At 59.0% G+C, this 13,828-nt stretch carries 10 protein-coding genes; 7 read left to right on the plus strand and 3 right to left on the minus strand.

Features of this window, described 5'->3' with window-relative positions; genetic code table 11:
• Nucleotides 1-89: 89 nt before the first annotated feature.
• The gene (xdh, locus tag ON16_RS04280; protein WP_040659891.1) at nucleotides 90-2,639 is read left to right on the plus strand and encodes a selenium-dependent xanthine dehydrogenase; all 2,550 of its coding nucleotides are present in this window, start codon (nucleotides 90-92) and stop codon (nucleotides 2,637-2,639) included.
• Between the two features lie 28 nt (nucleotides 2,640-2,667).
• Here the strand turns inward: xdh and crcB are convergent, their stop codons facing one another.
• Both crcB and ON16_RS04290 read right to left on the minus strand, forming a co-directional pair.
• Nucleotides 2,668-3,033, minus strand: coding sequence for a fluoride efflux transporter CrcB (gene crcB / locus ON16_RS04285; protein WP_040659670.1), 366 nt, complete (start codon nucleotides 3,031-3,033; stop codon nucleotides 2,668-2,670).
• Complete coding sequence (locus ON16_RS04290; protein WP_040659672.1) at nucleotides 3,030-3,626, minus strand: nucleotidyltransferase family protein; 597 nt, start codon at nucleotides 3,624-3,626, stop codon at nucleotides 3,030-3,032. The genes crcB and ON16_RS04290 overlap by 4 nt, the downstream gene beginning before the upstream one ends.
• Nucleotides 3,627-3,725: 99 nt before the next feature.
• Between ON16_RS04290 and xdhA the strand changes: the two genes are divergently transcribed.
• The 4 genes from xdhA to ON16_RS04310 all read left to right on the plus strand — a co-directional run bounded on the left by xdhA (nucleotide 3,726) and on the right by ON16_RS04310 (nucleotide 9,513).
• Nucleotides 3,726-6,020: a xanthine dehydrogenase subunit XdhA gene (gene xdhA, locus ON16_RS04295; RefSeq protein WP_040659674.1), complete on the plus strand. Its 2,295-nt coding sequence runs from the start codon at nucleotides 3,726-3,728 to the stop codon at nucleotides 6,018-6,020.
• 16 nt (nucleotides 6,021-6,036) lie between these two features.
• A complete protein-coding gene (xdhB, locus tag ON16_RS04300) occupies nucleotides 6,037-6,918 on the plus strand; it encodes a xanthine dehydrogenase subunit XdhB (protein WP_040659676.1) in 882 nt (293 codons plus the stop codon).
• Complete coding sequence (gene xdhC, locus ON16_RS04305; RefSeq protein WP_040659678.1) at nucleotides 6,918-7,430, plus strand: xanthine dehydrogenase subunit XdhC; 513 nt, start codon at nucleotides 6,918-6,920, stop codon at nucleotides 7,428-7,430. Before xdhB ends, xdhC begins: the two co-directional genes overlap by 1 nt.
• 496 nt (nucleotides 7,431-7,926) lie before the next feature.
• Entirely contained in the window at nucleotides 7,927-9,513 is a 1,587-nt protein-coding gene (locus ON16_RS04310; protein ID WP_040659680.1) for a Na+/H+ antiporter NhaC family protein, read from the plus strand.
• A gap of 86 nt (nucleotides 9,514-9,599) precedes the next feature.
• Here ON16_RS04310 and ON16_RS04315 read toward each other — a convergent pair whose 3' ends face one another.
• Nucleotides 9,600-11,339 carry a sigma-54 interaction domain-containing protein gene (locus tag ON16_RS04315; protein ID WP_040659682.1) on the minus strand — a complete coding sequence of 580 codons (1,740 nt, stop codon included), beginning with the start codon at nucleotides 11,337-11,339 and terminating at the stop codon, nucleotides 9,600-9,602.
• Between the two features lie 263 nt (nucleotides 11,340-11,602).
• On the opposite strand from ON16_RS04315, the gene ON16_RS04320 reads away from it, so the two are divergent.
• Both ON16_RS04320 and gcvPA read left to right on the plus strand, forming a co-directional pair.
• Nucleotides 11,603-12,400: an SDR family NAD(P)-dependent oxidoreductase gene (locus tag ON16_RS04320; RefSeq protein WP_243441760.1), complete on the plus strand. Its 798-nt coding sequence runs from the start codon at nucleotides 11,603-11,605 to the stop codon at nucleotides 12,398-12,400.
• 18 nt (nucleotides 12,401-12,418) lie between these two features.
• Nucleotides 12,419-13,819, plus strand: coding sequence for an aminomethyl-transferring glycine dehydrogenase subunit GcvPA (gene gcvPA / locus ON16_RS04325; RefSeq protein ID WP_243441761.1), 1,401 nt, complete (start codon nucleotides 12,419-12,421; stop codon nucleotides 13,817-13,819).
• Nucleotides 13,820-13,828: the final 9 nt, after the last annotated feature.

Below are 13,828 nucleotides of genomic sequence, written 5' to 3' on the forward strand. Positions count from 1 at the left end.
AAGGTTGACCTTTCGGCAAGAGGCCGAAGGGCGGCTGAAGAATGACCGTGGGACCGGGGCCGGGCACGGAGTTTGAGGAGGAATACACGATGGCGACATTTACCGTGAACGGCAAAGCCGTGAGCGTGGAGAAAAACCAAAAACTCATCCGCTTCCTGCGGGATGAACTGCACTTGACCTCCGTGAAGGACGGGTGCAGCGAAGGGGCCTGCGGCACCTGCACGGTGCTGATTGACGGAAAACCCACCAAGGCCTGCATTCCACAGACCGACAAGATGGAGGGAAAGTCCGTTTTGACGGTAGAGGGCCTCAGCGATTTTGAAAAGGACGTATATACTTACGCCTTTGGCAAAGCGGGAGCCGTTCAGTGCGGCTTTTGCATTCCGGGGATGGTGATCTCCGCCAAGGCGCTGCTGGACGCGAATCCGAATCCCACCCGGGAGGAGGCGGCGTTTGCCATTCGGAACAATATCTGCCGCTGTACCGGATATGTGAAGATCATCGACGGAATTCTGTTGGCGGCGGAGACGCTGCGCAGCGGCGAGATTCCTGCTCTGCCGACAGACTGGAATCTGGGCGCGCGGGTACCCCGGGTGGACGTGCGGGAAAAGGTTACCGGCACCGGGCAGTATCCCGACGATGTGTATCTGGACGGTATGCTCTATGCCAGCGCGGTGCGCAGCCGGTATCCTCGGGCGCGGGTGCTGGCCATCCGCACAGAAGCGGCAAAGGCGTTGCCGGGTGTTGCGGGAGTTTTCACCGCGGCGGACATTCCCGGACAGAACAAGGTGGGCCATCTTCAAAAGGACTGGGATACGATGATTCCCGTGGGAGAGGTCACCCACTATCTGGGGGACACCATCTGCATTGTAGCCGCCGAGACAAAGGAGATTTTGGAGCAGGCGAAAGCGCTGGTGGAAGTGGATTATGAGGAACTGCCCATGGTCCGAAGCCCGAAGGAGGCCATGCTGCCCGACGCGCCGCTGGTCCATCGGTCCGGGAATCTGCTGGCCCACAAGCATATCCAGCGGGGCAATCCGGCAGAGGCCATCGCCAGATCGAAATATGTGCTGACGCAGCATTTTTCCACGCCTTGGACGGAGCATGCGTTCTTGGAGCCGGAATGCGCCGTGGCGTTTCCGGAGGGGGATGGAGTCACCATCTGGTCCACGGATCAGGGGGCCTATGACACCCAGCATGAAACGATGGGGATGCTGGGCCTGCCCGCCGAAAAGGTGAAGGTCAAAAATCTGCTGGTGGGCGGCGGCTTTGGCGGCAAGGAGGACGTGACGGTCCAGCACCACGCCGCGCTGGTGGCTTATCTTTTGAAACGTCCGGTCAAGGTGAAACTGACTCGGGCGGAGAGCATTTTAATCCACCCCAAGCGCCACCCCATGGAGATGGAATTTTCCATGGGCTGCGACGAAAACGGGATTATTCAGGGCGTTGCGGCGGAGGTCATTGCGGACACCGGTGCATATGCCTCTTTGGGCGGGCCGGTGCTGGAACGGGCCTGCACCCACGCGGCGGGACCTTATAATTATCAGAATTTTGAGATTGACGGCTGGGCGTATTACACCAATAACCCGCCCGCCGGGGCGTTCCGGGGCTTTGGCGTGACGCAGACGTGCTTTTGCGTGGAGAGCCTTTTGAACCAGATGGCCGACAAAGTGGGCATTACCCCTTGGGAGATTCGCTGGCGCAACGCCATCCGTCCGGGGCAGGAACTGCCCAACGGCCAGATCGTGGATGCGTCCACGGGTCTTGCGGAGACGCTGGAGGCGGTGAAGCCCTACTACGACGCGGCAAAGTACGTGGGCATCGGCTGCGCCATGAAAAACGCGGGCGTGGGCGTGGGAATTCCGGACACGGGCCGGATTCGCCTGCGGGTGGAAGAAGGAAAACTCCACATTTACGCCGGAGCCTCCTGCATCGGGCAGGGATTGGGTACGGTTTTGACCCAGATGGTCTGCGACCAGACGGGCCTTGGACGGGACGATGTGGTCTACGAGCGGTCCAACACCTATCTGGCCCCGGATTCGGGGACTACCTCTGGTTCCCGGCAGACGCTGGTGACGGGAGAGGCCTGCCGCCGGGCGTGTGAGAAGCTGAACGAGGCAAAAAAAGAAAACCCCCTGTCCCATTTGGAGGGGCAGGAGTTTTACGGAGAGTATCTGGCAAAGACCGACCCGTTGGGGGCGGACGTGCCGAACCCTGTCAGCCATGTGGCCTACGGCTACGCCACCCAGATCTGCATTTTGGACGACGAGGGAAAGATCGAGAAGATCGTGGCGGCCCACGATGTGGGAAAGGCGGTCAACCCCACCTCGGTGGAGGGACAGATCGAGGGCGGCGTGGTGATGAGTATGGGCTTTGCCCTGACGGAGCGCTATCCTCTGGAGGACTGCAAACCCTTGGCAAGGTACGGCACGCTGGGCCTGTTTCGGGCGAATCAGGTGCCGGAGGTGAAGGCGCTGATCGTGGAGAAGCCGGGCCTTGACGTGGCCTGCGGCGCCATCGGTATCGGAGAGATTACCTCCATCCCCACGGCCCCCGCTATCGCGGACGCCTATTTCCGGTACGATGGAAATTTCCGGTCCAGCCTGCCGTTGGAGAACACACCTTACAGTAAAAAGTAAAGCGGTCCCCCACAGGGGACCGCTGGACTCAGCCTACCAGTGACCGGCTCAAGGACTGGCCCAGCCAGACGCCCGCGAGACACCCGGCAAGGCTGAGAAGAATGTACAGCGCGGCCAGACCCCGCTCCCCAGCGGAGAGCAGCTGGGCGGCCTCCAGCGAAAAGGTGGAGAAGGTGGTAAAGCCGCCGCAGACCCCGGTTTTCCAGAAGAGAAGCGCACGGGGATTCAACGCTCGCTGCTCCGCAAGGCCCACCAGAAAGCCGATCACCGCCGCACCCAGAAGATTGATGCAAAGCGTCAGGAGCGGAAAATTCCCCCGCCATGGGAGAAGCCCGACGCCATATCGGGCGGCGGCTCCCAATCCGCCGCCCAGACCAACGACCAAAAAGTTCATGCCTTGTCCTCCGGGTTTAAGATGTGCGCCGCTTCGTCCAGCGCCTGCGGCGTGTCCACGTCCCAAAGCTCCTTGGCGGGAACCTCTAAAAGGCGCAAAGCGTTCTCGTGTCGGCGGATGACCGCCGCGCCGCCAATATCACCCGTCAGAGCCATCAGCTCCGGGAAAAATTCGGAGGGGAAGATACAGGGATTGCCCCGGACGCCGCCGTGGCCCAAGGCCGCCAGCTTTTTCGGCGATTCCCTCCAGAAATCACACAGCGCTGCCACGGACTCTCGCCGCAGAAGCGGCTGGTCCGAGACTTGAAAGCAGACGGCCTCGCAGTTTCGCACTTCCGTAAGCCCCAGCTGGAGGGAGCGGCTCAATCCAAGCTCCGGCTTGTCGTTGAGAATGGCGGCGAAATGAAATTCTCCCGCCAGCTTCAGCACTTCCGGGTACTGGGTGACCACAACGATGGAGGAAAAGTGCTCTGAAGGAACTGTTTCCAGCGAGCGCAGGATCAGAGAACGACCATCCAGCGCCGCAGTCAGCTTATTCCCGCCGAACCGCTTTCCGTATCCGGCGGCAAGGACCACACAGCCCAAGTTTTCCATTTTGACACCCCTTATCGGTTACTTTTCTTTAGTATATCCGCTTTCCCCACATCGAGTCAACTATGTGGGGAAGTTCAGTTGAAAAAGGAGGCCAGTTTCATGAGCAAAAGCGTCGGCAAGAGCGCTATCCGGGTGGACGCGTACGAAAAAGCCACAGGCCGGGCAAAGTACATGGATGACCTGTGCGACAGGGGGGCCCTGATCGCAAAGGTCAAGCACAGCACCATTGCCCACGGATTCGTAAAATCAATTGACACCAGCGAGGCGGAGACGATTCCCGGCGTGGTGAAGATTCTCACCTGCTTTGACGCGCCCAACCGCCCCTTCCCCACAGCAGGACACCCTTGGTCTATGGACCCCCATCATCAGGACGTGGCGGACAGAATGCTGCTGAACCGCCATGTCCGGTACTACGGCGACGATGTGGCCGCCGTGATCGCGGAGGACGAGGTGTCCGCCATGCAGGCCGTTCGGGCGCTGAAGGTGGAGTATGAGGAGATGCCCTTTGTGCTGGATGTGCTGAAGGCCTTGGAGCCGGACGCGCCGCAGCTGCACGAGGAGTATCCCGGCAATGTGCTGGCTCACACCGAAATCCGCCGGGGCGACTATGAAGCGGCGATTCAGGAGCCGGGCCTCATCCGCGTGGAGGGCTGGTACGACACGCCCACGGTGCAGCACTGCCACATTGAAAACCACGGCTGCTTTGCCTATGAGGAAGCGGGCCGGGTGGTAGTGGTTTCCTCTACTCAGATTCCCCACATTGTCCGCCGTGTGGTGGGTCAGGCGCTGGGGATTCCATGGGGCAATGTACGCATCATCAAGCCCTATATCGGTGGCGGCTTTGGCAACAAGCAGGACGCGCTGTATGAACCGCTGTGCGCGTGGCTTTCCACGCAGGTGGGCGGAAGACTGGTGAAATTCGAGTGTTCGCGGGAAGAAACGTTTGTCTCCAACCGCGTGCGCCACGCGATCCGCACCCACATCATCAGCTATGTCCGGCCGGACGGCACGTTTGTCGCCCGGAAGTTCGAGGCGTTTTCCAATCAGGGAGCCTACGCCTCCCACGGCCACGGCATCGTGGCCAAGGGCATGGGCGCGTTCCCCCAGCTGTATCCCTGCGAAAATCTGGAGTGCGACTGCTGGACGGTGTTCACCAATAAACCTTCTGCCGGAGCGATGCGGGGCTACGGAATTCCGCAGGCAATGTTTGCCGGAGAGTGCCACATCGACGATGTGGCAAAGGCTGTGGGGCAGGAGCCCGTAGCGTTCCGCCGGGCGCATCTGATGCCGGTGGGGTATGTGGACGGGTTTTCCAAAAATGAGCTGTATGACGACACGTTCAATCAGTGCATGGACCGTGGACTGGCGTACATCGACTTCGCGCGGAAGTATGAGGCATATAAGAACCAGACCGGGCCGGTGCGCAAGGGCGTTGGGTGCGCGGTGTTCTGGTACAATACCGCCGTGTGGCCCATTTCGCTGGAGTCCTCCTCCTGCCGGATGGTGCTCAATCAGGACGGCTCCCTGCAATTCCAGACCGGCGAGACGGAGATCGGGCAGGGCTGCGACACCGCGTATTCCCAGATGGTAGCGGATGCGGTGGGTGTGCCGCTGGAGAAGGTTCACGTAGTCTCCACACAGGATACCGACGTGACGCCTTACGGCACGGGCGCGTATGCTTCCCGGCAAACTTACATCGGCGGATTTTCCATTATGCAGACCGGGCTTGCCCTGCGGGAGCGGATTTTGAACATCGCCCATGAGCAGACCCGGATGCCGGTTTCCAATCTCGACCTGATCGACGGCAACATTGTCCGCAAGACCGACGGGCGGATTTTGAAGACGCTGGGAGATTTGGCGATGGAGAGCCTTTATTCTATGGAAAGCAGCCAGCACATCACCGCCGAAACCACCGCCCAGATCAAGACGAACGCCTATTCTTTTGGATGTTCCTTTGCAGAAGTGGAAGTGGACATCGAAATGTGCAAGGTAAAACTGGTGAATATGATCAATGTTCACGACTGCGGAACGCTCATCAATCCTCAGCTGGCGGAGGCACAGGTGCACGGCGGCATGTCCATGGCCATTGGCTATGGACTTTCTGAGGAGCTGAAGTTTGACGAAAAGACCGGAAAGCCCTTGAACAATAACCTGCTGGATTATAAGCTGTCCACCTTTATGGATCATCCCCATCTGGAGGGAGAGTTTGTGGAAAATCCAGAGCCGACCTCGCCGTACGGGACAAAGGCGCTGGGTGAACCTCCGGCCTGCTCCGGCGCGCCGGCGATCCGCAACGCGATTTTGAACGCCACCGGAGTGGCTGTGGATTGCTGTCCCATCACCCCGCATGTGCTGTACGCAGAGTTCCGCAAGGCGGGACTGATCGAAGAGTGAAAGGAGAGAGACGCAGATGTATGATATGAAAGCCCTCTATGAGGCAGGCTCTGTGGAGGAGGCCGTCTCCCTTCGTATGGAGCATCCCGAGGCCCAGATCATCGCGGGAGGGTCCGACGTGCTGGTGCAGATGCGGGAGGGAAAGCGGGCCGGAAAAGAGCTGATCTCCATTTACGGCATCGACGCTCTGCGAGGCGTGTCGCTGGAAGAGGACGGGACGCTGCGCATCGGCTCCCTCACCAGCTTTTCTCACATCACCCGGGATCCGCTTATCCAAAAATACATCAATGTGCTGGGACAGGCGGTGGATCAGGTGGGCGGCCCCCAGATCCGCAACATCGGCACCATCGGCGGCAATACCTGCAACGGCGTGACCTCCGCCGACTCTGCTTCCACGCTGTTCGCGTGGGACGCGGTGGTCGAGCTGACGGGACAGGCGGGCGTGCGCCGTATCCCCATTCAGGAGTTCTATATCAAGGCGGGAAAAGTGGATATCCATCCCGACGAGATTCAAACGGCCATTTTGATTTCCAAAGAGAGCTACGAAAATACCTTTGGACATTATATTAAATATGCAATGCGCAACGCCATGGACATCGCCACGCTGGGAACCTCGGTCAACGTGCGGCTGTCCGCCGACAAAAAGTATGTGAAACGGGCGCGCGTGGCCTTCGGCGTGGCAGGCCCCATCCCCCTGCGGGCAGTGACGGCGGAGCGTCTGGCAGAGGGCCAGCCGATTTCCGAGGAATTGGCGGAGCGGTTTTCTCAGGCGGTGAAGGAGGACATCAATCCGCGGGACAGCTGGCGCGCCAGCCGGGATTTCCGACTGCACATTGCCGTGGAGAGCGCGAAGCGGGCGTTTATGGAGAGCGTGAAACTGGCGGGAGGTGCGCTGTGATGGAAAAACATGTGATGCAGTACAAGACCGTCCATTTTAGTCTCAACGGCAAGAATGTGGAGCGCACGGTGGACGTGCGGGCGTCTTTGACGGACATGCTGCGCAACGATTTTCGGATGACTTCGGTGAAAAAGGGCTGCGAGGTGGGGGAGTGCGGCGCGTGCAACGTGCTGATCGACGGCGAGGCTTTCAACTCCTGCATCTATCTGGCGGTTTGGGCGGAGGGCAAGGCCATCCGCACACTGGAGGGGCTGCTGGGTCCCAATGGCGAGCTTTCCGATATCCAGCAGGCGTTTGTGGACGAGGCCGCCATCCAGTGCGGCTTCTGTTCCCCCGGCTTTATGCTGACCGCCGTGGAGATTCTGGAATCCGGAAAGGAATACACGGACGACGAGCTACGCAAGCTCCTCTCCGGCCATCTTTGCCGGTGTACCGGATATGAAAACATCCTGCGGGCCGTGAAAAAGACCATGTACCGCAGACTGGGAAAGCCCATGCCGGAAGAAAGCTGAGGCAGCGCAGGAAGACTGCGGGCGGACCGCCCGATGAACCCCTCAAATATCGAAAATACAGGATGCGCTGATTCAATCCATTGTGCGGATTGAATCAGCGTTCCCTTAAGCGCAGATGTCAGGTGCAGGGGCGGTTGGCACATTTCTTGCCGTAATTGTCAAATTAGTGTGTCAAAGTGCGCTGTCACGTTCCAACAATTTGGCAAAGCCTTGGTATAACTGGAAATTGAGGGACTTCTGGCAGCGCCGGACCGCCCGTGTCAACTGGCGCGCGATGACAAACCGTACTGTCAAATATTAATGAATTGCATGGGAAGCTGAAATTTTTTTGCTCTTAATGTAATTTTAAATCGTTAAAAAACTGTGAATTCTTGCGATAAACCGGAATTCTAAAAAAAACAGGCAAAAAAATCCTCCATACTCCGCTTTGGCACGGAATGTGCTGCAAAGTAGATAAAGCCCAAATCAAGCGGAACCCAAAATAAGGAGGATTCATATGGAATCATATGGCGCATTAGCACTGCTTCCCCCTCTTGTGGCGATTGTTCTTTGCTTTGCCACGAAACAGGTCCTGATCTCGATGTTCATGGGCCTGTTTACCGGATGCTTGATCGTATCCGGATGGAATCCCCTCGGCGGCATCTCCTACTCTTTGAAGGTCCTTGTGGACAATCTGGGCGACCCTGACAACGCGCTGCTTGTCATTTTCACGATGTTCATGGGCGTCGGCATTGCATTCATCTGGCGGCTTGGTGGCAGCTTTGCACTGGCTGAGGCCGCAAAGCACCGCTTCAAGAAGCGGCGTTCCGTGTGCCTTGGCACATGGGGACTGGGCATTTGCACCTCTATCAACGACTGCTTGGTGGCGGCGGTGGATGGAAACGTCTTCCGCGACATCTGCAAGGAGTACCGCATTTCCTCGGAGAAGCTCTCCTATGTGCTGGACTCCACTGCCGCGCCCGCGGCGGCGCTGCTGATCTCCGACTGGATTGCCTATCAGATCTCCATGATCAAACAGGGACTGGATATGGCGGGGATCTCCGATGTGCAGCCGATGGCGGCTTACGTCCACTCCATCCCTTTTAACATGTACTCCATTCTGACGCTGTTGTTTGTGGCGTTCCTGATGTATACCGGCAAGGACTACGGCCCTATGCTGAAGGCTGAGGCGCGCTGCCTGTCCACCGGAAAGTTTACCCGGGACGGAGCAAGCCCCATGATGGACGTGGGCAATGAGCTGGGAGACCCCAAAATGGACAAGCCCATGGTCAAGACCTTTGTTCTGCCCATCGGTCTGGCGCTGGCAACCATTTTGGGCGGTATCGTCTGGACAGGCCGGGAGTATCTGTCCGAGGGCGTCATGGCGGTTCTTGAGAACTGCGACGCCAGTTCCGCGCTGCTGTGGGGCTCTTTCGTCATGGCGGCCACAGGAATCGTGCTGGCGCTGACCACCCGCATCATGACCTTTGCGGAGACGATGTCCACCATCGTGGACGGCTTCAAGCTGATGGTCCTCACCGGCGCGATTCTGGTGATGGCGTGGTCTCTGGGCTCCATCACCAAGGAACTGGGATTGGCCTCGTTCGTGGTGGAACTGATCGGAGACAACGTGCCCTTTGGCGTTCTGCCTCCGCTGGTGCTTTTGCTATCTATTTTAATCGCCTTTGCAACCGGTACCTCTTGGGGCACCATGGCCATCATGACCCCGCTGGCTATCTCCATGGGCTATCAGCTGACCGGCGACGTGAACATGTCCATCGGCATGGCCGGCGCGGTTCTGTCCGGCGCGATTCTGGGCGACCACTCCTCTCCTGTGTCTGACACCACGGTCATGGCCTCCATCTTCTCCGGTGCGGATCACATTGACCATGTGGGTACGCAGCTGCCCTATGCCCTGACGGTGGGCGGCGTGATTCTGGTGCTGTATACGATCTACGGCTTTACGGCCTGCAATCCGCTGATTCTGCTGCCGGTGGGTCTGGTGCTGCTGTGCTTGCTTGCCACTGTGCTGCACAAGATCGACCTCAAGCGTTATCACATCGACCCCAGCTACGCCGACAACATGACGAAGGCGTTTAAGTGACGCCTTTACTACCGGGCGCAGTTTGAAAAAGGAACCGGCGTTTCCGTATCTGACCAAGGCAGACGGGAAACGCCGGTTCCGGCTGTTTATTTCATTCCGTATTTCTCCAGCTTTCGATAAAGGGTGCGCAGACTGACGTGCAGCTCGTCCGCGATCCGCTTTTTACCGTCCAGCGTTTCACCGTACTGATCCAATAGCTTTTGAATCTGTGCCTCCTCGTCACGGCCTCGGCCGGAGGCTGCGGTGGCTCTTGCCGCTGAGGTGGGGCGGGCGGAGCGCTGGGCCAGCAGCCGGGGCGGCAGGTCCCGTGGGGTGACCTCTCTGTGCTCGCAGAGGTTGGCAACGTACTCCACCGCATTTTGCAGCTCCCGGACATTTCCGGGCCATGGGCAGCGCAGAAAAAATTCCTCCGCCTCCCGAGAGAAGCACTCCACCGGAGTGGCGAAACTGAGCTTCAGTTTTTTGAGATAGTTCATGGCAATGGGCATGATATCCCCCTGACGCTCCCGCAGGGGCGGCAGTTCCAGATTGACCACGCCGATTCGGTAGTACAGGTCTTTTCGGAATTTCCCCTGCCGCATCATCTCCTCCAGATTGCAGTTAGTGGCGGCAATGACCCGGATGTTCAGGGGGATTTTCTCTGTGGACCCCACCCGTTCCAGTTCGTATTCCTGAAGAACCCGCAGGAGCTTTGGCTGCATGGACATGGGCATTTCGCCCAGCTCGTCGAGAAACAGGGTGCCGCCCTGAGCCATCTCGATCTTACCCGCCTTACCGCCCTTTTTTGCTCCGGTGAAGGAGCCTTCGGAATAACCGAACAACTCGCTTTCAAACAGTGAGTCCGGGATACCTGAGCAGTTTACCGCCACAAAGGGATAGCGCCTCCGCTCACTCTGCTCGTGAATGGCCCGGGCCACCAGCTCCTTGCCGGTGCCGGTTTCGCCGGTGATGAGAATGGGGGAGGAACTGTTTGCCACTTTTCGGATGAGTTGATGAAGCGTTCGGGTCTGGGGCGTGGAGCCGATAATATGGTCCATGCTGAAACTCTCGCTCTCGTCACCGTAGTGGTCGTCCGTCAGCCGCACCACCACCCCCATGGTCTGCCCATCCTGCAAGACGGGCAGACTTGAAAACCGGGCATGATACCCGTCCCGAACGAACTCCTTTTCCCGAAACTCCACACCCCGCAGGGCCTTTTGGGCCATTTCCTCCGGTACGATATGCCACAGGGAACTGGCGGAGAGCTGGCAGAACCGCAGCGAGGTTTTAGCGATGTGGTTATACTGAACAATGACGCCGTTGGCGTCGGTCAGAAGCATGGGGTGCGTGGACATTTCCATGACGGTGCGGATGAGGTCGTCGGTGTGGACGGAGGTAACCCGCCCGGTCTTGCTGCTGATGAAGTTGCCCAGCATCAGCGCGATCTCGCTGATGGTTTCCATGTACATGTCCGTGTTTCCGCTGATGCGGTTGAAGCCCTCTTTGGTGAACGAAGTGATGGACACCACTCCTGCCACTGCACCGTCGGCCTTGATACAGGCCAGCAGCTCCATGGTGGACGGACAGTTGTCCCGAAACCGGCAGCCGATGCAGGAGGGCATCTGACCCGGCGTGTTCACCACGATGCTGCCGTAGTGCAGCACCTCTTGAATGGAGGGGGCGTGGACTGCCCGACCCTTCTTCTTCAGATACACCGGTGTGCAGCAGACCAGATGGGCCTCGTTGTCAAACACCGCCACCTCCAGCTTCAAAGCCACCGCGATGCTATTAATCATGCGCTCAATGGGCTGGCGCAACTGCTGCTGCAGCTGTTGCAGGTCTTCCATACGTACACCTTCATTTCTGTTTTTCCTCACTGTATCATAGAATTGTCAGTTTGACAACATTGACATTTTCCGTCACGGCGCTGTCAAGCGTCATCCTGCGCCCCGATGTACCGGGATGTTTTCCGGCTGAAGAGGCCGGATTTTCTGGCCCAAGCAGAAAAAACGACATCCTTTTCTGCTTTTTGAAAATTGGCATGCTTCTTGCTTGTATATTGACAGAAGAATTGCCACACAGAGACATTTAACAAATATAGGAGGAATTTATGATGCTGCAGAAGAAAGATCCCCTGAATCTGACCGGGAAGGTGGCCGTCATCACCGGCGGCGGCTCCGGCATTGGACTGGGCGTGGCGCAGCTGCTGTCCGCCTACGGCGCGGCAGTCGCCATTGTGGATGTGAGCGACAAGGCGGAAGAAAAGGCGCAGGAGATGCGGGACGCCGGACGGCAGGCGGCGTTTTTTAAGTGCGATGTCACCAGCGAGGAGAGCGTCACCGCCACAGTTGCGGCCATTGTAGAGAAGTTCGGACGCATCGACATTCTGCATAATAATGCGGGCGTCACCGTTCGCAAGGCCATGGCCGACCTGTCCGAAAAGGAGTGGGACTTTGTGCTGGACGTGGGTCTGAAGGGCCTGTTCCTTATGAGTAAGCACGTCATCCCCGAGATGCAGAAGGTGGGCGGCGGTTCCATCGTCAACACCGGCTCAGGCTGGGGCCTCAAGGGCGGCGATCTGGCGGCGGCCTACTGCGCCGTGAAGGGCGGTATCGTCAACGTCACCCGCGCCATGGCCATCGACTACGGCAAGTACAACATCCGCGTCAACTCCGTCAACCCCGGCGACACGGTCACTGCCATGATGGTCAGCGAGGGTCGTCAGACCGGCGAGATTAAGAGCGACGCCGACATCGACGCATTCCTGAAGTCTTGCGGTTCCGGTCGTCCGCTGGCTCGCATCGGTCAGCCGGAGGACATCGCCAACGGCGTGCTGTTCCTATGCTCCGGGCTTGCCAGCTGGGTCACCGGCGCGGCGCTGGTAGTGGACGGCGGCGGCATCGCCTGATCAGGCGGGAAAGGGGCAATGACTGACATGAAGGGTTTTGCGAATCATCCCTACATACCAAACTCCGATCCTGCCGTGCAGGCGGAGATGCTTCGGGAGATCGGACTTTCCTCGCTGGAGGAGCTGCATCACGATATTCCCGACGAAATCCAGATGCACCGCTCGTTGGACCTGCCCGAGGCGTTCGACTCGGAGTACGCCCTGACGCGGCATGTGGAAAGCCTGATGGCCCGGAACACCACCTGCAAGCAGAACTTGAACTTTTTAGGCGCGGGCTGCTGGCAGCACTATGTTCCCGCCCTGTGCGACGAGATCAACTCCCGGGGTGAATTCCTTACCGGTTACGGCGGTGAGCCGTACAACGAACTGGGCCGGTTCCAGTCTCTGTTTGAGTACGCCAGCATGGTGGCGGAGCTGGTGGGCATGGACGTGGTGAACGTCCCCACCATGGATTGGGCGCAGGCTGCGGCGACGACCGCCCGCATGGCGCAGCGCTACACCGGGCGCAAAGAAGTGATTATCCCGGCCATCATCGACCCGGACAAGCAGAACATCATGCGCAACTACTGCGCGTCCGACGTGGCGTTTGTGTCCGTCGCCTGTGATGCGCAGGGCTTGCTGGATTTAAATGATCTGAAGGCCAAACTCAATTCCAATACCGCCGGTGTCTATTTTGAAAATCCCAATTACCTCGGCGCGCTGGAAGTGAACGCGCAGGCGATTTCCGACCTCGCCCACGGCGCGGGGGCGCTGAGCCTTGTGGGCGTGGACCCCATCACGCTGGGCGTGGTGGCTCCTCCGGCGGACTACGGCGCGGACATCGTCTGCGGCGATCTCCAGCCCCTTGGCATCCACATGAACTTCGGCGGCGGCCAGTCCGGCTTTATCGCGACCCGGGACGAGGAGCGCTTTGTGATGGAGTTCCCCTCCCGCCTGTTCGGCATCGCCCCCACCAGCAAGGAGGGGGAGTACGGCTTCGGCGACGTGGCCTACGACCGCACCTCCTTCGGACACCTTCGGGAGAAGGCCAAGGAGTATGTGGGTACGCAGACCGCCCTGTGGGGCATCACCGCCGGGGTGTACCTTGCCACCATGGGTCCCCGGGGCATGGAGGAGGTTGGGCAGACCATGATGCAGAACGCCCAGTATGCCGTGGCCTGCCTCAGCAAGATTCCCGGCGTGAAGGCCAATGCGCTGAACGGAGCCTTTGTCAAGGAGTTTGTGGTGGATTTCACCGCCACCGGAAAAACCGTTGCAGAGATCAACCGCGCATTGCTGGAAAAGGGTATTTTCGGCGGCAAGGACCTCTCCGGCGAGTTCCCGGCGCTGGGCCAGTCCGCGCTGTACTGCGTGACGGAAATTCATACCTGCGAAGACCTAGACCGTCTGGCGGCGGCGCTGGCGCAGGTCGTCGGCTAAGGAGGGGAG

The organism is Oscillibacter ruminantium GH1 (genome assembly GCF_000307265.1).
In the GTDB taxonomy this organism is placed as follows: Bacteria; Bacillota; Clostridia; order Oscillospirales; family Oscillospiraceae; genus Oscillibacter; species Oscillibacter ruminantium.